At 67.9% G+C, this 22,620-nt stretch carries 19 protein-coding genes and 4 pseudogenes; 15 read left to right on the top strand and 8 right to left on the bottom strand.

All coding sequences use genetic code 11. The features are described from left to right. Nucleotides 1-64 precede the first annotated feature (64 nt). A complete protein-coding gene (locus ACH41F_RS04255) occupies nt 65-2,050 on the bottom strand; it encodes a beta-galactosidase (RefSeq protein WP_398832826.1) in 1,986 nt (661 codons plus the stop codon). 600 nt (nt 2,051-2,650) lie between these two features. On the opposite strand from ACH41F_RS04255, the gene ACH41F_RS04250 reads away from it, so the two are divergent. Next, the gene (locus ACH41F_RS04250; RefSeq protein WP_398832824.1) at nt 2,651-3,136 is read left to right on the top strand and encodes a hypothetical protein; all 486 of its coding nucleotides are present in this window, start codon (nt 2,651-2,653) and stop codon (nt 3,134-3,136) included. On the opposite strand, the pseudogene ACH41F_RS04245 reads toward ACH41F_RS04250, so the two are convergent. Beyond that, nucleotides 3,129-3,446 (bottom strand): annotated as a pseudogene (locus ACH41F_RS04245) (transposase); the annotation flags it as partial. The gene ACH41F_RS04250 and the pseudogene ACH41F_RS04245 overlap by 8 nt on opposite strands. A 601-nt stretch (nt 3,447-4,047) precedes the next feature. On the opposite strand from ACH41F_RS04245, the gene ACH41F_RS04240 reads away from it, so the two are divergent. After that, the gene (locus ACH41F_RS04240) at nt 4,048-4,173 is read left to right on the top strand and encodes a hypothetical protein (protein ID WP_398832822.1); all 126 of its coding nucleotides are present in this window, start codon (nt 4,048-4,050) and stop codon (nt 4,171-4,173) included. Nucleotides 4,174-5,014: 841 nt separating this feature from the next. On the opposite strand, the gene ACH41F_RS04235 is transcribed toward ACH41F_RS04240, so the two are convergent. Beyond that, a complete protein-coding gene (locus ACH41F_RS04235) occupies nt 5,015-5,512 on the bottom strand; it encodes a cupin domain-containing protein (RefSeq protein WP_391237238.1) in 498 nt (165 codons plus the stop codon). 165 nt (nt 5,513-5,677) lie between these two features. Here ACH41F_RS04235 and ACH41F_RS04230 point away from each other — a divergent pair. From ACH41F_RS04230 to ACH41F_RS04220, 3 genes and pseudogenes are all read left to right on the top strand, one after another. Next, a pseudogene (locus tag ACH41F_RS04230) lies at nt 5,678-6,004 on the top strand (ABC transporter); the annotation flags it as partial. Between the two features lie 140 nt (nt 6,005-6,144). After that, nucleotides 6,145-6,402 carry a hypothetical protein gene (locus ACH41F_RS04225; protein ID WP_391237235.1) on the top strand — a complete coding sequence of 86 codons (258 nt, stop codon included), beginning with the start codon at nt 6,145-6,147 and terminating at the stop codon, nt 6,400-6,402. A 19-nt stretch (nt 6,403-6,421) separates the two neighbouring features. Further along, entirely contained in the window at nt 6,422-6,982 is a 561-nt protein-coding gene (locus tag ACH41F_RS04220) for a hypothetical protein (RefSeq protein ID WP_391237232.1), read from the top strand. A gap of 616 nt (nt 6,983-7,598) precedes the next feature. On the opposite strand, the gene ACH41F_RS04215 is transcribed toward ACH41F_RS04220, so the two are convergent. Further along, nucleotides 7,599-7,805 carry a hypothetical protein gene (locus ACH41F_RS04215; RefSeq protein ID WP_391237229.1) on the bottom strand — a complete coding sequence of 69 codons (207 nt, stop codon included), beginning with the start codon at nt 7,803-7,805 and terminating at the stop codon, nt 7,599-7,601. Nucleotides 7,806-8,444: 639 nt separating this feature from the next. On the opposite strand from ACH41F_RS04215, the gene ACH41F_RS04210 reads away from it, so the two are divergent. The 8 genes and pseudogenes from ACH41F_RS04210 to ACH41F_RS04175 form a co-directional block, all read left to right on the top strand. Beyond that, nucleotides 8,445-9,290: a TIR domain-containing protein gene (locus tag ACH41F_RS04210; protein ID WP_391237226.1), complete on the top strand. Its 846-nt coding sequence runs from the start codon at nt 8,445-8,447 to the stop codon at nt 9,288-9,290. Between the two features lie 35 nt (nt 9,291-9,325). Beyond that, a complete protein-coding gene (locus ACH41F_RS04205; RefSeq protein WP_391237223.1) occupies nt 9,326-9,610 on the top strand; it encodes a hypothetical protein in 285 nt (94 codons plus the stop codon). Nucleotides 9,611-9,675: 65 nt separating this feature from the next. Further along, nucleotides 9,676-11,745 carry an MMPL family transporter gene (locus tag ACH41F_RS04200; protein ID WP_398832817.1) on the top strand — a complete coding sequence of 690 codons (2,070 nt, stop codon included), beginning with the start codon at nt 9,676-9,678 and terminating at the stop codon, nt 11,743-11,745. Between the two features lie 108 nt (nt 11,746-11,853). Next, the gene (locus ACH41F_RS04195; RefSeq protein WP_398832813.1) at nt 11,854-13,203 is read left to right on the top strand and encodes a sensor histidine kinase; all 1,350 of its coding nucleotides are present in this window, start codon (nt 11,854-11,856) and stop codon (nt 13,201-13,203) included. Further along, nucleotides 13,200-13,871 (top strand): response regulator, encoded by a 672-nt coding sequence (locus tag ACH41F_RS04190; RefSeq protein ID WP_398832811.1) that lies wholly within the window; start codon nt 13,200-13,202, stop codon nt 13,869-13,871. The genes ACH41F_RS04195 and ACH41F_RS04190 overlap by 4 nt, the downstream gene beginning before the upstream one ends. 429 nt (nt 13,872-14,300) lie before the next feature. Next, nucleotides 14,301-14,681, top strand: a complete 381-nt coding sequence (locus ACH41F_RS04185; protein ID WP_398832808.1) for an AQJ64_40280 family protein — start codon at nt 14,301-14,303, stop codon at nt 14,679-14,681. A gap of 550 nt (nt 14,682-15,231) precedes the next feature. Further along, nucleotides 15,232-15,549 carry a transposase family protein gene (locus ACH41F_RS04180; RefSeq protein WP_398832806.1) on the top strand — a complete coding sequence of 106 codons (318 nt, stop codon included), beginning with the start codon at nt 15,232-15,234 and terminating at the stop codon, nt 15,547-15,549. Between the two features lie 179 nt (nt 15,550-15,728). After that, a pseudogene (locus ACH41F_RS04175) lies at nt 15,729-16,265 on the top strand (transposase family protein); the annotation flags it as partial. Nucleotides 16,266-16,490: 225 nt separating this feature from the next. On the opposite strand, the gene ACH41F_RS04170 reads toward ACH41F_RS04175, so the two are convergent. The 3 genes from ACH41F_RS04170 to ACH41F_RS04160 form a co-directional block, all read right to left on the bottom strand. Further along, entirely contained in the window at nt 16,491-19,289 is a 2,799-nt protein-coding gene (locus ACH41F_RS04170) for a tetratricopeptide repeat protein (protein ID WP_398832803.1), read from the bottom strand. Between the two features lie 932 nt (nt 19,290-20,221). Beyond that, on the bottom strand, nt 20,222-20,644 hold the full coding sequence (locus ACH41F_RS04165; protein WP_391245496.1) for a DUF6093 family protein: 423 nt from the start codon (nt 20,642-20,644) through the stop codon (nt 20,222-20,224). Next, on the bottom strand, nt 20,641-20,907 hold the full coding sequence (locus ACH41F_RS04160; RefSeq protein WP_398832800.1) for a DUF6093 family protein: 267 nt from the start codon (nt 20,905-20,907) through the stop codon (nt 20,641-20,643). Before ACH41F_RS04160 ends, ACH41F_RS04165 begins: the two co-directional genes overlap by 4 nt. 61 nt (nt 20,908-20,968) lie before the next feature. Here ACH41F_RS04160 and ACH41F_RS04155 point away from each other — a divergent pair, with 61 nt between their 5' ends. Continuing rightward, complete coding sequence (locus tag ACH41F_RS04155) at nt 20,969-21,718, top strand: transposase family protein (RefSeq protein WP_398832798.1); 750 nt, start codon at nt 20,969-20,971, stop codon at nt 21,716-21,718. Here the strand turns inward: ACH41F_RS04155 and ACH41F_RS04150 are convergent. After that, entirely contained in the window at nt 21,696-21,941 is a 246-nt protein-coding gene (locus ACH41F_RS04150) for a transposase domain-containing protein (protein WP_398832796.1), read from the bottom strand. The two genes, ACH41F_RS04155 and ACH41F_RS04150, sit on opposite strands and share 23 nt — an antisense overlap. 472 nt (nt 21,942-22,413) lie before the next feature. Between ACH41F_RS04150 and ACH41F_RS04145 the strand changes: the two are divergent. After that, nucleotides 22,414-22,527: pseudogene (locus tag ACH41F_RS04145) on the top strand (IS5/IS1182 family transposase); the annotation flags it as partial. Nucleotides 22,528-22,620 lie beyond the last annotated feature (93 nt).

Below are 22,620 nucleotides of genomic sequence, written 5' to 3'. Positions count from 1 at the left end.
TTTCTGGTAGGGGTCAGAACGCGCGAGGCGGGCCCGATGGCAAGGGTGGGACCTGGTCGGAGAGTCAGGCGGTACGGAGCACCGCGCAGCCGCCGGGCGGCAGTTCGGACAATGTGCTGCCCGTGAGCAGGTCGTGGGCGGGTTCGGGCAGGGGCACGGGCTCGGGGCGGTGGTTGATCAGGACACGCCAGCGACGGCCGTCCGCGGCGCGTCGGATGACGGCCTCGACCTGAGCCGGCAGGCCCGGCACCCCGGGACCCACCCCCGCCTCGTCGAGCAGCCGGGCGACCAGGGCGGCGTAGCCGGCGTCGTCCAGGCGGGTCGAGAGGTACCAGCCCGTTCCGGTGCCGAAGCGGTGACGGGTCAGCGCCGGGCTGCCGGCGAGCATGCCCTCGGCGTAGGCGGCGAGCGTTTCCGCTCCTTCGGCGCGAAGCGACTCGCTCCAGACGGTGCCGTGTGATCCGTCCGACAGGGCGATCCGCTCGTCTCGTCGCAGCGGCCGGTACTCCTCGACGCGGATGCCCAGCGCCTCGCGCAGCGGCTCGGCGGGGTAGCCGCCGAGGCGGGCGTGCATGCGGTCGTCGACGTATCCGCTGGCGTGCTGGACGAGGAGCGTTCCGCCGCCGGCGACGTAACGGCACAGGTTCTCGGCCGCCCCGTCGGACAGGAGGAACAGGGCCGGTGCGATGACGAGCGGGAAGCGGCCCAAGGCGTGCTCGGGGTGCGCGAAGTCGACGGTGACGCCCGCGTCCCACAGTGCCCGGTGCGCCCGGCCGAGTGCCGCGTGATAGTCGAGGTCCGCCGAGGGCAGGCCGTCCACGCCGAGCGCCCACCAGGCATCCGCGTCGTGCAAAACCGCCACCGAAGCGGTGACCGTCGATCCCGCCAGCTCGCCGAGCCGGGCGACCGCCTCGCCGACCTGCGTGACTTCCCGGAAGATACGGCTGTCGGGGCCCGCGTGCGGGACCATCGCCGAGTGCCACGTCTCGGCGCCGGCCCGGGACTGCCGCCACTGGAAGAAGAGGGCGCCCTCCGAACCGCGGGCGATGTGCCCGAGGGTGTGGCGCAGGATGTCCCCGGGCGCCTTGGCCAGGACCCGGTCGCGGTCGTAGACGGTACTGGTGCCCTGTTCCATCAGCAGCCAGGGCTGGCCGCCGGCCAGGGAGCGGGCGCGGTCGGCGTGGAAGGCGGCATCGGCGGCGGCGTCCAGACCGGGAGCGCTCGGGTACTGGTCTGACGTGACGACGTCGAGTTCGCGGGCGAAGGCCCACAGGTCGACGTTCTGGTAGGCCGGGAGCATCAGGTTGGTCGTCACCGGCCGGTCGCTGTGTGCGCGGATCGCGTCGCGTTGCTCGCGGTAGGCGGTGATGATCTCGTCGGACCAGAAGCGGTGGAAGTCCAGGGCCTGGCCGGGGTTCTTGTGCCACTGCGTCGCACGGGGCGGCAGTACCTGCTCCCAGGAGGTGTAGCGCTGGCTCCAGAAGGCTGTTCCCCAGGCCTCGTTGAGGGCGTCCAGCGAGCCGTGGCGGGTGCGCAGCCACACCCGGAACGCGGCGGCCGTGTGGTCGCAGGAGCAGAGCGTGCCGTACTCGTTGTGGACGTGCCACAGGGCGAGGGCGGGGTGCTCTCCGTAGCGTTCGGCCAGGGCGGAGGCGAGTCGGCGGGCCGCGCTGCGGTAGGCGGGCGCGGTGAGGCAGTAGGTGTCGCGGCTGCCGTGGGTGAGGCGGGTGCCGTCCGGGGTGACCGGCAGCGCGTCGGGGTGGGCCAGGGTGAACCAGGGCGGCGGGGAGGCCGTCGGGGTGGCAAGGTCGACGGCCACGCCGTTCGCGTGGAGGCGGTCGATGTGGGCGTCCAGCCAGGCGAAGTCGTAGCGGCCCTCGTCCGGTTCCAGCAGGGCCCAGGAGAAGACGCCCACGGTGGCCAGGTTGACCCTGGCCCGGCGCATCAGAGCGTCGTCCTCCTTCCAGACCGGTTCGTCCCACTGCTCGGGGTTGTAGTCACCGCCGAAGGCGAGGCCGCCCAGGCGGTCGGTCAGGCTGCGGGTGGTCATGACTGATCCTCGGGAAGAAGGGACTCGGCAACTGCTGGGCGACTGCTCTGCCCCTCCCGACGGTGGTGGGGGAGCGGCTCCGCTCCAGCAGCGGGGCATGGACGGGCGGACCCGCTGCCGGTCACAGGGCGGGGGCGCGGACGGACGGCCGGTTCGCGAGCCCTCCGGTGCGGTCTGTGCGCGCCCGGAGCCGACCCTGCTGTGCGGACGAAGCTTCCGCGGTTCAGCTCATTGCCCAAGGCGGCTTGCCCTTCCCTACGTATTGTCGAAGCGCTTCACCTGCCCGGGAACGGTAGTGACACGTCCCTGGCTGGACAAGAGGGCAGGCATCAGGAAAATCCCCATGGCCCAGGTCGTTGACAGCGTGATGCCACACACTTTGAGCGTCGAAGCGCTTCGATGATGCGCAATGCGCATGTCTAGAGGCTTCCTCGTGGCTTCTGCGTCCCTGCCCGCCGCCCGGCTTCCGTTCCTCGAGCCGGTGCCGCCGATCGAGCGCGCCGACGACCTGCTCGGGGCCTGGATGCCGGGGGTGCCCTATGTCTTTGGTCAAGGGAAACGGGGGTGCGGTGTGTCGATGAGCCGGGGCAGCATGGCGGGGTGGCTGATCTGCTGTGGGATGACGTGAGGTGCTTCTTCCACCCGGACTTGATGGGGTCCTTGCCGGACGTGCGTGTCCCGGCTACGTCGGTGGAGGACTGGCAGGCGGTCCTCGATCTTGTCGTGGAGAAGGGCTGGAAGTGCCAGTACTCCGAGGGAGAGAGGGTGCTTCCGGTGCCTCGGGCGGAGGCCGTGCTGTCCCGTCCGGCGGATGCCGATTGCCCGGACCTGCGGGTATGGCTGGCTGCCGAGGTGCTGGCGATCTTCCGTTTCCATGCGGACGATGAAGTCGACTTTGACGTCGACCTGCGGGAGTTGCAGGGCCAGGAGCGACTTGATGTGTTCTGCGGCTTTCTTCGGGAGATCGGCCGGCGGCTGGGTAAGCCGGTGCTGATGGACCCGGAAGGCGACTCCGGCCATCCGGTGCTCGGCTTCGACGTCGAGGCCGATCGAGTCGTTCTCCTCGCAGACCCGCAGGTCAGGTGACCGCGGTCGACGGCTGCGGTTGGTAGAAGGGTCCGTCGCGGAGCATCGCGAACAGCACTTCGGCCCGGCGCCTGGCGAGGCGGAGCAGGGCCTGGGTGGGGTGCTTTCCCTGGGTAATCTTCTTGTCGTAGGAGGCCCGGGAGGCCGGATCGCTCAAGGTGGCGAACGCGAAGAGGAACAAGGCCCGTTTGAGCTGCTTGTTCCCCCGCCGGGAGGGCTGTTCACCGCGGATCGATGAGCCCGAGCTCCGGGTCGCCGGGGCGAGACCCGCGTAGGCGGCGAGGTGGTCGGCGGTCGGAAAGGTACTGCCGTCACCGACCTGTGGGCAGCGGCTTCGGCCGGGTGTTCCGCCCATGCTCGACTTCAGGTTCGCGCTGCCGGACGGCCGCGATCTTGCGGTCGATGCGCTCGACCCACGGGGCGTGCCAGATCCGCGTTCTGTGGAATGAGCTGTGTCAAGTGCGCGGGATAGGGTCCTGGGCTGGCGAGGTCAGCGAGACCAACTGCAGGTGAACCCAGTGAAGGTGCTCATCTATGACGACGCGTCGGCTCTACCCCTCGCCGGCCTGCGCCAGCTGGTCAGTATCACTTTGCTCAACATTGCCGTCAGGCTGCCGACCACCGAACCCACCTGCCAAGACGTCCCCCAGGGCTGTGGCGGCCCGCTCAGCCAGACCTTGTTCGGTGTGCTGGTGGTGGTCTTGGGCAGGCGTGCGGCATGGGACCTTCCTCTGCGGCGGCTGTGCAGGCTTGCAGCTTGTGCAGCACAGGAACGCTGCTCGCGGCGGTTGCCAGACCAGCCGCGACAGCCGCGGGCACGGGCGTGTCGTGGAGGAGCACGAGGACGCTCATGGCGGGGCCGATGACGACGGCCGTCCGGAGTCTCCTATGAGGTGGAGGAACAGAGACAAGTGGCCATAGCGGTAGTGGGTATCGGATTCGAGGACAACGCAGCAGCCACCGTCACCCTCGGAGTGACAGTGCTGGTGGTGGCCTTCGTGCTGCTCTACTGGCGCCTCAAGCGTGAGAAGAAGTAGCGAGGCGCTCTGACTGGACTTCTTTCAAGCTGTCCTGGCCGGGTGGCGGGGGTTGAGCTTCTGCAAGCAGGCGTTGCTTGTTCTGGCGCAGATGCGGAACAGCGAGATGCTGACCCAAATTGGCGCCGGGACGGGGGGAACTTCTGGAGGTTCGTCGCCTTCAACGTGGCGCACTTCTCCGCGTCCGTGCCAAGCAGGGCGATCGTCTCGCTCGTGGCCTTGAAGGATGACCTCGACGGCCAGGGGCGGGTAGAGGAGGACCTCCAGACCGCCAGCCTCCGCGACCTGAATGACGTCGCGCGGCATCGCCGTCGGGTTCGACATCGTGAGAGCGATGGACACGGGGGCCTGCGGTCGATCCGCGCGTGCACCTGCCGCGAGGCGGGTGATGCGGGCGCTGGCGGCAGCGCGCCCGCCTCGACGCCGGTCTGCTTGAGCAGCTCCTCGAGGCTCATGTGGTCCACGCTTCATCCTGGGCTGCTGGGGTGACTGAGCGCCATAGTTGGCCCGACTGCACAACTACGGCGCTCAGTGTGATCGCCTCAGGCCGTACTGCTGGTTGGGTTGCCCGGGCGGCCCTACGCTCGACTATCAGAGGACACCCTTGAGGATATTGGCGAAGATGCCCTCCTTGCCCGGAGTAACCTCGTTCTGGTTCGCCCAGTTCCCAGAGCCCAACGTGTTGTTCGGGAGGTTCTGCAGGGCCACGTCACCAGGTGCGACATATCCGGAAGACCCGGGTACGGAAGCACCCCCGATACAGACGGAAGCACCCCTGATGCTAGAGGGGGGGTATGGAAGTGGAGCCTGCGCGGCGGCTCGGGAAGCCTCCGATGCCGCTTCACCCGGTGGTCAGCGCAGCGTTCCACACAGGGCTGTCCACGTAGTGGTTGTCGTAGAGCTCCGAGGATGCCTGGATCTCCTCGAAGCCGGCCTCGCCGCGCATGACCCGCCCCAGCAGTCGGAGGTAGTCGAAGCGGGCCATCCCCGGAGTGAAGGTGAACAACACGTCCGCCGTGCACCCCGGGGCAGCGGTGAAGGCGTGTGGCGTGTGCGGCGGTACGAGCAGGAAGTCACCCGCGCTCAGCACGGTGATCGTTTCGTCCAGCAGGACGCGCAGGGATCCGTCGATGACGAAGAACATCTCCGCGGCCCGGGTGTGGAAGTGTGCCGGTGCTCCCACCGCTCCCTCGGCGAAGGTCGAGCGGTAACTGGTCAGCAACCCGCCTGTCGTTTCGGAGTCCGCCAGCAGCGACATCTCACTGCTGGGGTCACTCGTCTTCTCCGCCTCAGCGGCGCGGGTCACGACCGGCACAAAGTCTGTACGGATGCTGCTCATCAGGTGTGCTCCCTTGATAGCCGGCGCCATTGGCCGCCGTGTGATTACTATTCTCGGCGACCCGTTGACCGGCCTTTGGGTGCAATCTGACCCTCATATTGTGGGTCAATCGGGGGGGCGGGTGGAGGCGTCGAGACCGCGGCAGCGCAATGCCGGCAGGGAGCGAGCCAGGGGGAGGGCTTTCTCACGGCGTTTCGCGAGAAGTTCCGGCACGCCGGGCTTCATGTTCTGGACGAGCCGGAGGCAGCGCAATCGTTCTCGTCGTCATGTCTCGAGCTGGTGGGACATATCGACCGGGCTGGCTCAGGAGGGCGGCCAGGTCATCTGCGCCACGCACTCCCCACTGCTGACCGCGCTACCGGCTGCGACATCATCGAGGTCGGTGAGCACGGCATGCGGAGGGTGGCGTGGCGGGAGCTCGGCGTGGTGGATCACTGGCGCCGGTATCTTGCCGACCCGCAGGCGCATTTGCGGCACATGGTCGAACGGTGAAGGGCATCCCTTCACCAGCACGTTCTGGGGACCGCTGTCTGGAACGTCAACTTCCGTATACGAGGGCCCGTTTGGGTGCGTGTGGTGGCAGAGCCCGGGTAGTCGAAAGGTCCGGTTTCGGATGAGGGGAGTGACGGCTCGTGGAGCGGGAGAAGACCGCGGAACGAAGGCTCGGCACCTTGCAGCGAGGAACGGCTCAGCGTGCGCAACTGCGTGTCCGGCTGGCCGACATCGCGTGGACCTGCCTGTGTGTCGTCCTCGTGCTGTGGGCGGTCGTGAGCTCGGTCGGGGCCGCACGCGGGACGACGGCCTGGGCCTACTGCGCGGTCGCCTGGATCCTTTTGGCCTTCGCGTGCGCCATGGTGCTCGCCGGCTACAAGCGCCGGAAGCGGATCTGACGACTGAAGGAGGCGGGGCATGGAACGGATTCGGGACTTCCTGGCGCGGCACCTGTGGGTACAGATCGCCCTGTCGGTCCTGGCCGCCAGCGTGCTGGTCGCGTTGCTGTATCCGGGGCGCTCGTTCGCGACCGTGGTGCTGCGTACGGCCATCGTGTCGGCCGGTGGAATCTGCATCATGGTGATCATGCGCCGTAAGGAGAAGCGAGCCGCGGGCGGGAAGACGAACGACCTCCTCTCCCTGGACCAGAAACTGCGCAAGGGCGAGGTACCGCAGGACCCGCGGGAACAGAGCGCGATGCGTGACCTGGTCGCGCAGCGGTTGTACCGCACCCGCCACCGCGTGGCCGCGCTGATCTTCCTGGCCGTGCTCTTCACCACGGTAACGGTGGGGACCGCCTTCACTGCAGGACTCCGGCAGACCATCGGGATGACCGTGCTCAGTGTGGGGTTCATCGTGTGGATGATGTACTTCAGCAACCTCCAGAACCGCCGACTGCACACCATGCGTGCGGCACTTGAAGAGCGGGTCCCGAGCGTCGCCACCAGCGGCGCGCCCTCGCATCGCGCCTCGCAGTGATGCCATCGTGCGGCGTGACCGAGACGAGATGCATCGCCTGGCTCTGCTTGAGCAGGCCATGGACCTGTTCCTCGCTTCTGGGGACAGCGTTGCCCTAGAAGACATGCACAGCATGACGCCAGCCGCATTCGAGCAGACGGTAGCGGCATCGGCGCGGCGAGATGGGCATGAAGTCATCCGGGGGGCGGTGCTCGCGACCTCGGAGCAGAGGTCATAGCCGTAACGCCCGACGGCCTCCACTGGGCGTCGCCAGTGCCCAAGCCGCCGAAGCCCCGTCGGCATCCCCCGCACCTGCGAATACCGTCGACTTGGACGGCCTCCTGGGCCCGGTGACTGGCCTCCTCGAAGGCGTTCTCGGCGGCGGCTCTGTCCCGGATGCGCTCCTGCTGCCCGGCGGCATCCTGGGGGCGACGCCCTGACGCACACGAAGGTCTTGGGGCCCACCAATGCTGGTCTCCCAAGACCACTTTGTGAGGCCCAGATCTGGAGCTGACCCGGAGGTGGATCGCCGACGAGGAGGGTCGCGAAGCCGAACGGCAACGGGGCCTCGCGGCCCCGCCTCCGGCGCCGGACTCGTTCGATCCGCACGTTCCAAGATCGGTTGAGGGGTGGCTCTTCAGTCGGCAGCAGACCAAATCTGGACAACCCACACCTCAAGCGGATCCTCGTGCGGCCCGTCAGGCGGGAAGGGATCGAGTGCCAGCGAAGCCTCTACATGATCTCGCCCTCGGCAGAGTAAACGCAGGTGATAACGCCCCGGCCGCAACTGGATCTCGCCGTAGCAGACGCCGCCCAAGTCGACCACCGCGAGGTGATCTGCCATCGGAGAATGAAAAGCCCGCTCATACTCCCAAGAGCCTGATGGCTGAGGAGCGGGCCCGTCCCACACCTCTAAACGCACCAAGGGTAAAAGTCGTTGTCGCTGGAGGTAAGCCTCCAGCCTTTCCCGGGGATCTGGACAATGTCGTCCTCCGCCGGCGCTTGCTCGAAGAGGATGGGGCCGATCTGGATGGTCCTGTAGTACACACGGGGACGGACATCAACAGCGTTGATCAGAGTCGACACTTACTCTCCTCACCATCGAGCGAGCAGGGCCCGTCAGGCTAGCCCGGATCTGAACTGAAAGACCCCTCAACTCATCTCGCAACGATGGCAAACGGGCACTCACCCCTGCCACAGCGCAGCGGCAGACATCGCTGTCATGCCCACCGCCGCGCCAAGGGTCTGCTACCCGAGCCATCGGCCGCTGCCGCCCCCGACGACGAGAAGCGAAGGCCGAGAACCGGGGGGCGATGCGCAGCTGCCCTGGGGAGGGCGAACAACTCCCCAGCCAGGAGCGGCGGTCCTACGCTGAGTGGTCCAGCACGACGTGGGGTCACAGAGGACGGAAGCAGTATGGGCACGGGGGCGTCTGACGGTGCGTCGGAGCGGGTGTGGTTCATCAGTCACGCGGGGGCTGATCGTGCCTGGGCGGAATGGGTACGGCTGGCAGCTCCTGGACGCCGGGCACCAGGTCGAGTTGGATTACTGGGACTGGGGTGCGGGCGAGAACTTCGTGCTGAAGATGAATGCCGCGCTCGAACGAGGCCGTCTGCTCGCGTTGTTCTCCTCGGCCTACTTCGAACCGGAGCGGTTCACTACCCCGGAGTGGACCGCGGTGGTGGCGATGCGGGAGAAGATCACGCCCGTGCGCATCGCACGGGTGGATCCGCCGGCGATCCTGCGCCCGCTGCTCAGCCGCGACCTGTTCGACCTGGACGGCGCGGAGGCGCGCAGGGTGTTGCTGGAGGCGGTCGACGGCCCGTCCCGCCCGGAGACGGAGCCGCCCTTCCCCGGTACCCACAGCGTGTTACGTCAGGTCGGCGCCAGTGGCCCTCGCCTGCCCGGAAGCTTGCCCCGGGTACGCAACCTGCCCGCCCGTAACGCGGCTTTCACCGGCCGCGACAGCCTCCTGGTCCACCTGCGCCAAGCACTCGCGTCCGACCAACGCGTCGCGGTCCAGGCCCTCCACGGCCGCGGCGGGGTCGGCAAAACCCAGCTAGCGATCGAGTACGCCTACCGGTTCGCCGGTGAGTACGAACTCGCCTGGTGGATCACGGCGGAAGACCCGGCCCTGATCCCCGGCCAGCTCGCCGCGCTCGCTGCCCGGATCGGCGCCGCGCCCGCCGGCACACCGCCCGCCGCCGCGGTCGAGCTACTGCTGGCAGAGCTGGGCACCATGTCGCGCTGGCTGCTGGTTTTCGACAATGCCGAAGACCCCAGCACCCTGGCCCCGTTCCTGCCCGGCGGCACCACCGGGACGTCCTGATCACCAGCCGAAACCCCCACTGGCGTACCTACGCCATGCCCCTGGACGTTGACACCCTCGCCCGCACCGAATCCATCGCCCTGCTCCGCGCCCAAGGCGCCGACCTCCCCGACAAGGACGCCGATCACCTCGCCCACACCCTGGACGACCTCCCCCTGGCGCTCGCCCAGGCCGCCGCTTACTCCCCCGGGAGTAATCCGCACCCGCCGTCACCCCTGGCAGTACGCGTCACCTCGCCCTTCCGCTCGACGAAAGCCGTGGTTCTCACCGGAAGTCTGGGGACCGAAGCAGACGTCAGCCGGAGGGAGATCGGTCGATGAGGGCCGGAGAGACAACCGCTACGACGAGGTTGGGGACGCGGCGCGGGCGAGCCGTTCCATGGGCGATGCTCGGGCTGTGGATTGCCGTGATCGCACTCGTCGGGCCGTTCGCGGCGAAGCTCGGCAGCGTGCAGCACGACAAGGTCACCGACTACCTGCCGGCGAGCGCGGACTCGACGCAAGTAGCGAAGATCGAGGAGAAGTTGCCCGGGGGCGAGACCACCGAGATGGTGCTCGTCTACCACCGGGACGGCGGGCTCAGCGCCGCCGACCGGAAGACCGCGGCCGGGCAGGTCGCGGAGATCACCCGACAGCACAAGCTGATCGGCGGTACTCCCGAGGGGATTCCGTCCAGGGACGGCACGACCCTGATCTATCCGATCGCCAGCAATGAGCCCGGGGCGAACGAGGAGCTGCAGGACAAGCTCGTCAACGACGTCCGCAAAGTCGCCCAGGACGAGGGCGGGCTGAGCGTCGATGTGGGCGGCACCGGCGCGCTGGCCACCGACTCGGGCGCGGTCTACGACTCGCTCGGGGGACCGCTGCTCTACACCACCGTCGCCGTCGTCGCCCTACTGCTGATCCTGATCTACCGCAGCCCCGTGCTGTGGCTCGTGCCCCTCGTCGTCGCAGGGATCGCCGACTACATGTCGATGGGCGTCGCCTACGGCCTCAACCAGGCCTTCGGCACGACCGTCTCGGGGCAGAGTTCGGGTGTGATGACGATCCTCGTGTTCGGGGCGGGCACGGACTACGCGCTGCTGCTCATAGCGCGCTACCGGGAGGAGCTGCGGCGCATCGAGCGACCGTACGAGGCCATGGTCGCCGCCCTGCGCGGCTGCGGGCCCGCCGTGCTCGCCTCCTCCGGCACCGTCGCCGCTGGACTGCTGTGCCTGCTCGCCGCCGACCTCAACAGCAGCCGGGGTATGGGCCCGCTCGGCGCCGTCGGCGTGCTGTGTGCGCTGATCGCGATGCTGACCCTGCTCCCCGCCGTCCTCGTACTGGTCGGACGGCGGGTGTTCTGGCCGCTCGTGCCCGCCTTCGGGAGCACGCCCAAGCAGCGGCGGAGCCTGTTCTCGGCGATGGGCAGCTCTGCCGGACGCAGGCCGCTGACCGTACTCGCGAGCGGTGCCGTACTGCTCGGCGCCCTCGCCCTCGGCTCACTCAACCTGCCGGGACCGCTCAAGCAGGAGGACTCCTTCGTCAAGAAGCCGGAGGCCGTCGTCGCGATGGAGACCGTCACCAAGGCCTATCCTGGGCAGGGCAGCCAGCCCATCGACGTGATCACCCCGCAGGGGCGCGCCGACGAGACCCTCGTGACCGTCCGCGGCACACCAGGCGTGGGCAGCGCGGAGAAGGGGCGTACGGGAGACGGCTGGACCGAGATCGCCGTCTTCGCGAAGAGCGCGCCCCAGTCGGCGGAGGAGACCGCCACCATCAAGTCCCTGCGGAACGAACTGAAGGGCTCCTACGTCGGCGGGGACAGCGCCCAGCAGATCGACCTGGAGGTCACCAACGCCCGGGACATGAAGATCGTCGTACCGCTCGTCCTCGTCTTCGTGCTGCTCATCCTGATCGGGCTGCTGCGGAGTCTGGTCGCACCGCTGCTCCTGGTGGTCGCCGTCGTCGCGGTGTGGGGCGCATCCCTCGGGATCGGCGGACTGGTCTTCGAACCGCTCCTCGGTCTCAAGGGCACCGATCCGGGGCTCGGATTGCTGTCCTTCGTGTTCCTGGTCGCCCTCGGCGTCGACTACGGCATCTTCCTCATGCACCGGATGAGGGAGGAGTCGCTGGCGGGAGCGGAACCGGGCACGGCGGCGCTCACCGCACTGCGCACCACCGGCGGCGTCATCGCTTCCGCCGGACTCGTCCTCGCCGCGACCTTCGCCGTGCTGACGAACATGGGCCTGGTACAGCTGGTCCAGCTGGGCTTCGTGATCGCCGTCGGCGTCCTGCTCGACACCTTCCTCGTACGGACGTATCTGGTGACCAGTGCCAGCGTCGCCCTGGGCCGGAAGGTGTGGTGGCCGGGCGTGCTCTCACGGCAGCCCGGGCCGGCCGAACCGGCCGGGTCGAGCGGAAGGGGCGGACCGACCGAGCCGCCGCGGCAGGTGGAAACCGTCGGCGCACCCTGAGCACGCTGATCGAACGCTCTGATCCAGCACGCTGATCCGCGGGCCCGCCCGGGTGCCTCCTTCCGTGGGGGCACCCAGGTTCCCGCACGAGTACCGGAAGATGGAGCCGTGGAAGAACGGGGAACGACCACAGAGGTACGCGACCGGTCGGCGGCGGAGACGGCGGCCGGTGGCGGCGGACGGTCCCGTCGCGGCGAGCGCATCATGTCCGCCATCAACCGCGAACCGCTGACCGCACCGCACCGCACCCGCAACGACGCGGTCCTCGCGCTGGGCGTCGTCGTGCTCGCCTTGGCCATCACCCTGACGGGCGGCGAAGGGACACGGCCCGACCATCTCAGCTGGATGCTGCTGCTCGCCGGGCACGTGCCCCTCGTATGGCGGCGCCGCCGTCCGTTGGTGGCCCTGCTCGGGGTGGTGGCCTGCATGGCTCCGTACTACGCCTTCGACTACAACCCTGCCCTGCCCGCCCCCGCGATCGTCCTGGCGCTCTACACCGTGGCGGCGACCGGCACCGTACGCCGCACGCTGCTCACCGGTGTCGCCGTCCTCGGCCCGACAGCCATCAGCAACGGCCTCATGAACCAGGACGAGGCGCTGGAGTCCCTGGAGATCTCCGGCTGGATCATCGCGGTCCTGTTCATCGGTATCGCCGTCCGCTACTACCGCTTGTACGTCGCCTCCATCGTCGAGCGGGCCGAACGGGCGGAGCGCACCCGGGAGGAGGAGGCCAGGCGCCGCGTCGCCGAGGAACGGCTGCGGATGGCCCGTGACCTGCACGACCTGCTCGCCCACAGCATCACGCTCATCGGCGTCCAGACGTCCGTGGCGGCCCACGTCCTCACCGCCGACCCCGAGCGCCTCGACCGCAAGGCCGTCGCCCAGGTACTGGACGACATCGCGGGGACCTGCCGGATGGCCCGGGGGGAACTGCGTACGACGCTGGAGGTGCTGCGGGCGCATGACACGGTCGTGGGAGTGGACGCGGATCCGGCGCCCGGCTCTGCTTCCGGAGCCGACGACATGCGGGGGCCGCTGCCCGGGATCGACGGACTGGCCGATCTCGCGGAGACCGGCAGGGTGGCCGGGGCCAAGGTCGAACTGTCCGTCCGCGCGGACGACATCCCGCCCTCCGTGGGCGCCGCCGCGTACCGGATCGTGCAGGAGGCGCTCACCAACGCCGTACGTCACGGCGGCCGCGAGGACCTCACCGTGCGCGTGGGTCTGTGGACCGCGGACGGCGCACTGCGGGTGAGTGTCAGGGACGACGGGACGGGCGGGGACGACGGCCCGGGCGGCGGAGCGGGCCGGTCCGACGGCACGTCGGGGTTCGGGCTCATCGGAATGCGGGAGCGGGCCCGTAGTGTGGGCGGCACGCTGGCCGCCGGCCCGGGGCCCGCCGAGGGCTTCGAGGTGACCGCCACACTGCCGCTGTCCCGGGAGGACGAGGTTCGATGACCATCCGCGTGCTGCTGGCCGACGACCAGAACCTCGTACGGGCCTCGTTCGCGATGCTCGTCTCGTCGGCCGGGGACATGGAGGTCGTCGGCGAGGCCGGCACCGGGCGGGAGGCCGTGGCGCTGGCCCGGTCGGCGCGGGCTGATCTCATCGTGATGGACATCCGCATGCCTGACCTCGACGGGATCGAGGCGACCCGGCTCATCGCCGCCGACGAGGATCTCGCGGGGGTGAAGGTGCTCGTCCTGACGACGTACGAGACCGATGAGCATGTCGTCGAGGCACTGCGGGCCGGGGCGTCCGGCTTCCTCGTGAAGGACATCAGGCCTGCCGAACTCCTCGACGCCATCCGGACGGTGGCTGCGGGGGAGTCCCTCCTTTCGCCCGGTCCCACCTCGCGGCTGATCGCCCGCATTCTGCGCACGCCGAACACCGGGACGCCCCCCGCGGTGGGCGGGCCGAGCGAGTTGTCCGAACGGGAACGGCAGGTGCTCGCGCTGGTCGCGCGCGGTCTCAACAATGCGGAGATCGGCGACGCGTTGGGGCTCAGCCCGCTGACCGCGAAGACCCATGTCAGCCGGATCATGGGCAAGTTGGGGGCGCGGGACCGGGCGCAACTCGTGATCGTGGCGTACGAGTCGGGGCTTGTGATACCTGGGACTGTCTGAGTTCGGGCCGACTGTGGGGCGGGTTCGGTTTGCGTTCCGGGGGTCGGTTGCATGGTCCCTCAACTCCCTGCGGTTGTACGGGCATCGCACCCGGGTCACCTCCCACCCGAGAAGGAGCAGGCAGCGGCGACCTACAAGCGCGGCTTCGGCTACCACCCGCTGCTGTGCTCCTTGGACAACACCGGCGAAGCCCTGGCCGGAGTTCTTACTGATCGTTTGCCAATGAGGTCGCGGTGTCGGCTGGTGATCTGCCGTGATCCGAGAGGGAGGGCAGACAGTCGGAAGTGTTCGGTCCGCGTCGTCCCGGCTCACTCAACCTGCGCAAGCGCCGGGCAGTCCTACCGGATGCCGAGATCGGTACAACCGTCTTGCCGGTGTGCGGGCGCATGGGCGAAAAACAGGCATCCGAACGCTTGACTGAGGAGAGGGATGGCGAATCTGATCAGCCAGACAACCTGGATCGACGCACGTGAAAGGCTGCCGCAGGACGGTGTACCGGTGGCAGCTGCGGTCACGGGCCGGTACCCAGCTGACAGCGCCGAGTCCGAGAACCTGGTGAAGGAGGCGTTCTGGCTGGTGAGGCCCATGTACTTCACGACTCGGCATTTCAGTGAGGACGGAACGGAACACAGGGACTGCTTCGTCGACTCTGACGGATATGTCCGTCTGCCCTACGGTCTTGCCGACGATGACACGGTGACTCACTGGGCTGAGCTGCCCACCCTGCCGGGCAGGACGACACACCTCGTTCTCGGGGAAGACGTGCAGTCGGCGCTCCAGGAAGCGTGGCGTGCTCGCCCTGGCACCTGACACACATCCCGCGGTTGGCCAGGACCAGTTGACTGGCGTCGCAGGAGCGGGGCAGGCGGCCCACCACGGTGACTTCGCCGGTGCGGCAGCCGGCCGGCTCGGCGTCCAGCACGAGGCGCGTGCCCACCTCGATCAGGCAGGCCATCCGCACTTGGGGAAGGGAACTCTTGTCGTGGCCGCGGCCGTTGTCGAGGCGGCCGAAGGCGGCCTCGTTGGCGGGACTGTCGGCAACATCCCAGCAGGCTCCGTCCACCGCCAGTAGCCGCAGCCCCCGCCAGAACGCCCCCGGAGTGGCCTCGGTGTCCATCGGTCTCGCGGTCGTGGTGAACAGCACTCGCAGCGGCTCCGGGCCGAACCGCTGCCGGGCCCGAAACAGTGAGCGTTTTCAGAGTGGCCACCGGTCGGGTGACGGGGTGGCCTTGCGCAACGCACGGGGCTCCTGTGCCGTTGAGAGAGGTGTTCGACGTCTCAACTCATCAGCGCAGGAGCCTCGTTGGTTCCCTATCCTGCCGCACTCGACCTCCCGCACGCCCTGGTCGAGTGGGTAACCATGCTCATCGTCACCCGTGAGGGTGACCGCCGCTGCAAGCTCCCGCCGCACCAGCGTGCTCTCGTCGGCCTGGTCTACCTTCGCCGGCACGACACGCTCGCGCAGATCGCCGCCGGTTTCGGCATATCCGTCGGCACTGCCCACGCTTACGTCGCCGCCGTCTGTGGAACGTCGCGTAATTCCCCAGCCGGAACTTCACGGAATGGGCCAGGGACATCGCGCCGCCGACGCCTTCGACCCCATGCGGACGCCGGAGCCGCTCCTCGTTCCCCACGGTCGCCAGGGTTTCCGGGCCGCCTGATAGCCGCCGATCATTAGGGCTGGTCAGGGCGGTCAAGGGTGGGCGAATGCCCAGCGCGAAGCGTCGCCGAAGGCGCCCTTGAGGGCACTGTCCAGCCCCACACTCAGCAATTGGGCGGCCCGTCACCGGCCGCAGCCAAGTGGGGAATTACGTGGAGCTGAAGGTGCCTCCGATGGGGAATTGCATGAAGGCTCACACCGTCGTCGGCCATCTGTCCCGCCGGGCGCCCGGGCTGCTGCGGGTCCTGCGGGAGACGGATCCCGATCACGTCCTGCTCGACGGAACGCTCGCCGAGTGCGACCGGGTCGGTGACAGCCGGGCCGACTTCTCCCAGAAGCACCGCCGCCACGGCGTGAACGTGCAGGTCATTGCCGATCCTGCGGGCAAGCTGCTGTGGATCTCGCCCGCACTGCCCGGCCGCACCCACGACCTGACCGCGGCCCGCACCCACCGCATCATCCGAATCTGCGAACGCCAGGGCGTACCCATCCTCGCCGACCGCGCCTACATCGGAGCCGGCTCATGGGTGACCACGCCGATCAGACGTCTTCCGCAACAGGACCTCACCGCGACCCAGCGGACGATCAACCGGGCCCTGTCAGCGGCACGAGCACCGGTCGAACGAAGCGTCGCGAGACTGAAGTCCTGGCGCGTCTTCCGCAGAGCCCGCTGCAGCCCCAACCGCATGACGGTCATCGCCGCCGCCGTCCTCACCCTGGAGCGTCAACGCTGAAAACGCTCACTGAGTACCCGGCAAGGTCCTTGGAGACGTCGTGGCCGCCGATCTCCACGACGGAGGTACGACCACGACCAGTGACACGGACTGGCAGGCGCTCACCTTCAGGGAAGATAGGCTTCAAACTCTCATGTGTTTGCATCTATATATCTTACGGTTTCCCCTGCTAGTTCCGCTCGATCTCCACTAAGACACCCCCGTGGCACTCGCCGAAAGCAACAGTTACCCGACACGGTGATCACCTTCTTGGCGTGCGACGCTCTGCCAGTGAGCGAGGTCGTGCCGGGCTCCCACGGTGTGGGGGTGTTCCGGGCCGAGCACTCGCTCCCGATCGGCCAGTAGTTCGACGAACCCGGCGACAGCACCCGCCAGATCCCCAGCCTTCCCCCGGTACCAGGCAAGGTCGTGCCGGGTGACGAGGACGTCAGGGTGTTCCGGGCCGAGCACCCGCTCCTGATCATCCAAAAGCTCGGCGAGCCCGGCCACAGCACCTGCCAGATCCCCAGCCTCTCCGCGCCAATACGCCCAGCTGCCCCGGGTGGCGAGGGTGTGGGGGTGGTCCGGACTGAGCACTCGCTCACGATCGGTCAGCAACCGGGCGAACGCGGCCGCGGCACCGGCCGAGTCCCCGGCCTGCCCCCGATACCAGGCGAGGCTGTGCCGAGCGGAGAGGGTCTCGGGGTGGTCTGCGCCCAAACGGTTTCGGGTTGTCTCCATGAGGTGGTAAAAGCGAAGGATAGCTGCATGGTTCTCGATCTCTTCTGCCGCCGATTCCAGGGCCGCCAGCAGGTCGTGATCATCATGCGACAGCACCCGGTCAAGCATGTGTAGCGTTTGGGCAACGTCCGAATCGTGAGTGCGCGGAGTTTGGTTGGCCAGTCGGCGGAGGATGGCCGAGGTCTCGCGAAGGGTATTGGTGGCGTCCTCAAGGCGACGGAGCTTGACAAGCGGGATGCTGAGGATCATCAGGAGCTCGGCCAGTGCCGGATCGAGGTCGTCACTGCTGGTTTCGGCCGCGCTGCGGGTGAGGAGGGTCGCCTCGTAAATCGCATCCGCAGCCTCCTGGTGGCGCTCCTGGGCTATCAGGGACGTCCCAAGGACCGTGAACGCCTCCGCTGCGCGGCCAACATCGCCCGTCTTTTTGGAGAGCTCGGCAGCCTGCTGGAACGAGAGGCTTGCCGTATGGTGCTGTTCATCCTCCTCAAGAAGCATTCCCATGAAAAACGCCGCCTCCGCGGCATTGATGGTTTCCCAACGTCCGCCCACTTCAAGGGCACGCGCCATCGCCTCTCGGAGGAAATCAATGGCTTCGGATCGACGACCAACTCCGTCCAGTGCCGCAGCGAGGTTCCTCAGCGCGAGCGATTCCACGCTCCGACTGGTCTGGGACAGCACCACCAGTGCCTCCTGCAGGGCATCAATTGCCTCGTCATATCGCTCGGCACCCGCAAGAAAGACGCCGTAGTCCATGAGTGCTACCGCAGCGACATGTCGACTGGAACCTTGCCGCAGCAGAGGGACGGCTTGCTGGGACATCAGGAGTGACTCCTCGTGTCGCCCGGCGCCCGCCAGAGCCGAGGCAAGGGCACGCAGGGCCGTTCCTAGGCCGGGTTGGTCACCAAGACTGCGGAAGATCTCCTCCGCCGTACGCGCCTCAGTGATGGCTTCGTCGAGGGCATCCAACTCGCGCAGTGCATCGCTGAGTGCCACACCAGCGCGCGCTTGTGCGCGCCGGTCGCCCAACGCGTGCGCTGCGCGAACTGCGAGTGCAGCATTGGCACGACGCTCTTCTCGGTAGCCGTACATGGCCAGGTACTCATCCAGTGCCAGGGGCAAGTCGCGTGCAATGTCGGTGTGCCTGGAGGTTGTCGCCAAAGTCGCTGCGGCGAGCAGGTTGTCTCGCTCCGCCTCCAGCCATGCGAGTGCATGGGTTCGATCGGGAAACCCGCTGGGCGTCCGCTCCGTCAGGTCGAGTAGGTAGTCATCCGCTTGCTTCGCGCGTTCCAAGTAGTAGGTGAGAAGCCGTCGAACCCCATCTGCGGTCGCGGCGTCCTCGTCGGCCCGTTCCTTGGCGTAGATCCGCACCAGGTCGTGCAGGCGCCAACGTCCATACACAAGCCCCCGTTCGATCAAGTGGGCGCGGGCGAGTTCCTCCAAAAGCTGCTCCGTGTACCGCGGGTCGGTTGCGGCCAAGTGAGCGGCTGCCTCGGTTGATAAATCGGGGCCAGGGTTGATGGCGACGAGTCGGAACATGCTGGCCTGAGGCTGGCTCAGTTGCCCGTAAGACAGGTCCAAGGTGGCACGGACAGCGCGGTCCTCGCGCCTGAGTTGGTCTAGTCGGTGATGGACGTCGGACAGGGCATGACTCAAGGAGGCAAGGGGACGGCTAGGCGCATCGGCAAGCAGGGCGGCGGCGATCTGCAGGGCAAGAGGCAGATATCCACACAGATGCGCGATCTGCTGCGCGTGATCGGGGTCTTGGTCCAAGCGAGCGTCGCTCGCGCCTTGAAAGTCCTGCAACGACTCGCGGATCAGGTCGACGGCGGCCTCGGGGGCAAGCACGTTGAGTTCAAGACGCTCCCCTAAAGCCAAGTTGTGGCGCGAAGTGATCAGAACTGTGTTGCTGTCATCAGAGGGTAGGAGCGGCTGGACTTGCTCGAAGGTCGCAGCATTGTCGAGGATCACTAGAATCCGACGACCCTCGCGGGCGTACGTGCTCAGCACAGACCGGTACTTCGCGGCACGGCCATCGAGGTCACGGGGTATGTCTTCGCTGGGAATGCCCAGGCTACGCAGCAGGCTGTCCAGCGTCACGTCGGGGGGCACGCGGCGGCCGGGATCGTATCCGTGCAAGTCGCGGAAGAGGACTCCGCCGGAGAACCAGCCAGGCTCCTTCAGCGCGCACCGGGCGGTCTGCAAAACGAGTTCGGTCTTGCCGACGCCAGCCAGTCCTGCGACCGCCGCCACCAGCACCGGCCGCTGACGCTGGCCGGGCTTCAGCAGTACCAGCAGGCGCCGCATGTCGCTATCGCGCCCAGTAAAGCTCGGTGAGGCCGGCGGCAGCCCGGACAGCGCCGGGGCAGGCTGGGCAGGTGACTGCCTGATGCTGAGGTGATGGATGTAACCGCTGTTGGCGATCGCACCCTCGGAAGCAGTCGCATTCCCGGTTCCGGATATCCGTACGCCACCAGGGGCGCTATCGGTTCCCGGTGCCGGTCCGCGATAGCCGGACACGGCCGATGACCCGTGTACGGCTGTGGCGTACCCAGTGTCGGACACCGTGATCTTGGCGGTGTCCGTGGCATCCGCGCCGGGCCGATCCGGGCGTTTGTCTCCTTGGCCCACGCGACCGCTCCCCCTCTATCTCCGATCTGCGCCCTGGGAGATCAGTCGCTGTAGTCGATGCCGCTGACACTGTGACTACCTTCGTCGCTGGCGATGGCAGGTCCGGTCCTTTCCGCCCTCGCAGATCCGCTGCCCCGGCCCCTTGGACGCTTGATGCCCGTGACGGCCGTGCCTCCGCGGCTCGCGCGGGCCTCCCCAGTCCGGACTGCCGCATCATCCGTACGACTCCCCGACGGCTGGAACAGCGCCCAGACTAGGGTCGCGACACCGACGGCAGCCTGTACGGAGGCCGCGGTCAGCTGACCCGCATCAGGGCTGTTCACCAGCCAGATGAACGGAGTGGAGCCAACTCCCACCGCAGCCACCACGATGACCGCGATCTTCCACACCTGCGACATACTGCTTCCCCCGACCACGAGACGCCTGGGACCAGTCGAGTGACGGGTCGCCATTTCGGTTTATTCCGCGTTGTTATCGCCCGAAACAGGATGCGTCCCTGCATCTTCTCGGCTTCTGCAATCGGGCAGCCGCCCCCGGCGATTTCCCGGCCCAGGGCTGCCCGGAGGGGTCGGCGAGCGGCCGCCCCGGTATGGCCACCTTGGGCACCCCTACGGAGGGGTGATCTCGTCGAGACGGGTCACCCGAACGATCTCGACCGTCGAGGCTTCCGACGGATCGAGGACCGGCCACACCCGATTCGCTGTCGCCGCGTGTTCGCCCGCTGCGGCTACAACTTCCACACGGTCGTACCTCGCGGGAACGGGCGCCGAGATCGGCGTAAGGAGCCGATACCAGCTGACCGTGTCGTCCAACCATTCCCGCCCGAGAACATGCTGCGCGGTGACCTGTCCATGGCCGGACAGGACAGCTCCCGGTCCCTCGTAGACCGGCTCCGCCGGCACCGACCCCAAGAGACCGGTCGAGAGGTCGAGTTGGGGAGTTCCCGTTGGGCGAGTGATCCGTACCGTATCCACCAGCAGCGTCGACTCCAGCTTCTCCCGCTCCGCCTCGGTGTCGATTGGCGCACTCACGAGGTGCCACCCGAAGTGCTGGATTGAGTGTTCTGATCCAGGAACGTCGTGCGGACCACGGCAAGAGTGGAGGTCTGCCCGACATCGAGGACCCGCCACGTACGGCCGATCGCTGCCGGGTCAGCGGCGTTGACGACACTCACGGTGTCCTCGCGCGAAGCTACCGGGGCGTCCAGAGGCGTGATCAGCTTGAACTTCGACGATGAGTGAGCGTTTTCAGAGTGGCCACCGGTCGGGTGACGGGGCGGCCTTGCGCAACGCACGGGGCTCCTGTGCCGTTGAGAGAGGTGTTCGACGTCTCAACTCATCAGCGCAGGAGCCTCGTTGGTTCCCTATCCTGCCGCACTCGACCTCCCGCACGCCCTGGTCGAGTGGGTAACCATGCTCATCGTCACCCGTGAGGGTGACCGCCGCTGCAAGCTCCCGCCGCACCAGCGTGCTCTCGTCGGCCTGGTCTACCTTCGCCGGCACGACACGCTCGCGCAGATCGCCGCCGGTTTCGGCATATCCGTCGGCACCGCCCACGCCTACGTCGCCGCCGTCGTCGGCCATCTGTCCCGCCGGACGCCCGGGCTGCTGCGGGCCCTGCGGGAGACCGATCCCGATCACGTCCTGCTCGACGGAACGCTCGCCGAGTGCGACCGGGTCGGTGACAGCCGGGCCGACTTCTCCCAGAAGCACCGCCGCCACGGCGTGAACGCGCAGGTCATTGCCGATCCTGCGGGCAAGCTGCTGTGGATCCCGCCCGCACTGCCCGGCCGCACCCACGACCTGACCGCAGCCCGCACCCACCGCATCATCCGAATCTGCGAACGCCAGGGCGTACCCATCCTCGCCGACCGCGCCTACATCGGAGCCGGCTCATGGGTGACCACGCCGATCAGACGTCTTCCGCAACAGGACCTCACCGCGACCCAGCGGACGATCAACCGGGCCCTGTCAGCGGCACGAGCACCGGTCGAACGAAGCGTCGCGAGACTGAAGTCCTGGCGCGTCTTCCGCAGAGCCCGCTGCAGCCCCAACCGCATGACGGTCATCGCCGCCGCCGTCCTCACCCTGGAGCGTCAACGCTGAAAACGCTCAGTGACGACTTCGCCGGGATGTGCCAGTCGCCCAGCAGGCCCTGGCCCCGAAGGCCCTCGACCACATGCCGCATCACGTCCAGATACGGAGCCGGCGAGAACCGGGCCAGCCCGAGCACGAAATACATCACCAGCCGGGGCGGCAGCAGGAGTCTGCGTTGTCCCGCCCGACTGCACGCGGCTACCGCACGATCCACCAGACCTGACGGATACACCCAGCCATGAGGGCTGGGCCTGCCAAAGGTGCAGTGCACCCTCCGGGCGGAGGTAACGCTGGCCCGCCCGGAGGGCCGGACTCGTAGTGCGTGCAGGGTGGTTCGAGACGCCTTGCTGTCCTCGGATGTGTGGTCGTGCGGAGAAGACTCGCCTCACCCATTCGACATCGGCGGACGGCCTGCGACATGACCGGGTTGCGGGGACCGGGCTGCTCATTCAGGTCATCGAGCGCGGCGATGCCGTCTCATGGGTATATGCGAGCTCACCCGGGGTCAGTGTCCTCCCTGCGGATGTGTCCGGTCGGCGGTCATGGCCATCACACTGCCCGTTGACGGTCTTCCGCCTCGTGCAGCAGGTGCCAGGCGCGGGCGAGCAGTTTGCGGGCGATCGCCGTGGTGGCGATCTTCTTGCCCCGGCGGTGAGCGATCCGAGTTGTCGGCGAACCCCGCGGACCGCTTGGCGGTCTGAGCGATCTGGTCGCGGCGGGTGTGGGGCCGGCCGCACGAGGCGGTGCTGCACCGAATCGATGACGCCGACCTCATCGACGTCTCGCGCGTGGTCCTTGACTCCGCTCACGTGGGGGCTAGTGTCCTGAGTCGTTAGTTCGCTTGCGGTTGTAGGGTGTGGTGATGCCTGGTCCGAAGCCGCTGCTGCTGGAGTTGTCCGATCACGAACGCA

This window comes from Streptomyces sp. NPDC020489 (assembly GCF_044386545.1).
In the GTDB taxonomy this organism is placed as follows: domain Bacteria; phylum Actinomycetota; class Actinomycetes; order Streptomycetales; family Streptomycetaceae; genus Streptomyces.
This window is presented reverse-complemented; position numbering and strand designations above follow the sequence as displayed.

What these genes read in the sequence shown, in the direction of transcription:
- ACH41F_RS04255 (WP_398832826.1), bottom strand. Translation starts at nt 2,050, where the DNA reads ATGACCACCCGCAGCCTGACCGACCGCCTGGGCGGCCTCGCCTTCGGC.
- ACH41F_RS04235 (WP_391237238.1), bottom strand. Translation starts at nt 5,512, where the DNA reads ATGAGCAGCATCCGTACAGACTTTGTGCCGGTCGTGACCCGCGCCGCT.
- ACH41F_RS04220 (WP_391237232.1), top strand. Translation starts at nt 6,422, where the DNA reads ATGGAACGGATTCGGGACTTCCTGGCGCGGCACCTGTGGGTACAGATC.
- ACH41F_RS04215 (WP_391237229.1), bottom strand. Translation starts at nt 7,805, where the DNA reads ATGGCAGATCACCTCGCGGTGGTCGACTTGGGCGGCGTCTGCTACGGC.
- ACH41F_RS04205 (WP_391237223.1), top strand. Translation starts at nt 9,326, where the DNA reads ATGCCCCTGGACGTTGACACCCTCGCCCGCACCGAATCCATCGCCCTG.
- ACH41F_RS04200 (WP_398832817.1), top strand. Translation starts at nt 9,676, where the DNA reads ATGCTCGGGCTGTGGATTGCCGTGATCGCACTCGTCGGGCCGTTCGCG.
- ACH41F_RS04190 (WP_398832811.1), top strand. Translation starts at nt 13,200, where the DNA reads ATGACCATCCGCGTGCTGCTGGCCGACGACCAGAACCTCGTACGGGCC.
- ACH41F_RS04185 (WP_398832808.1), top strand. Translation starts at nt 14,301, where the DNA reads ATGGCGAATCTGATCAGCCAGACAACCTGGATCGACGCACGTGAAAGG.
- ACH41F_RS04180 (WP_398832806.1), top strand. Translation starts at nt 15,232, where the DNA reads ATGCTCATCGTCACCCGTGAGGGTGACCGCCGCTGCAAGCTCCCGCCG.
- ACH41F_RS04170 (WP_398832803.1), bottom strand. Translation starts at nt 19,289, where the DNA reads ATGCGGCGCCTGCTGGTACTGCTGAAGCCCGGCCAGCGTCAGCGGCCG.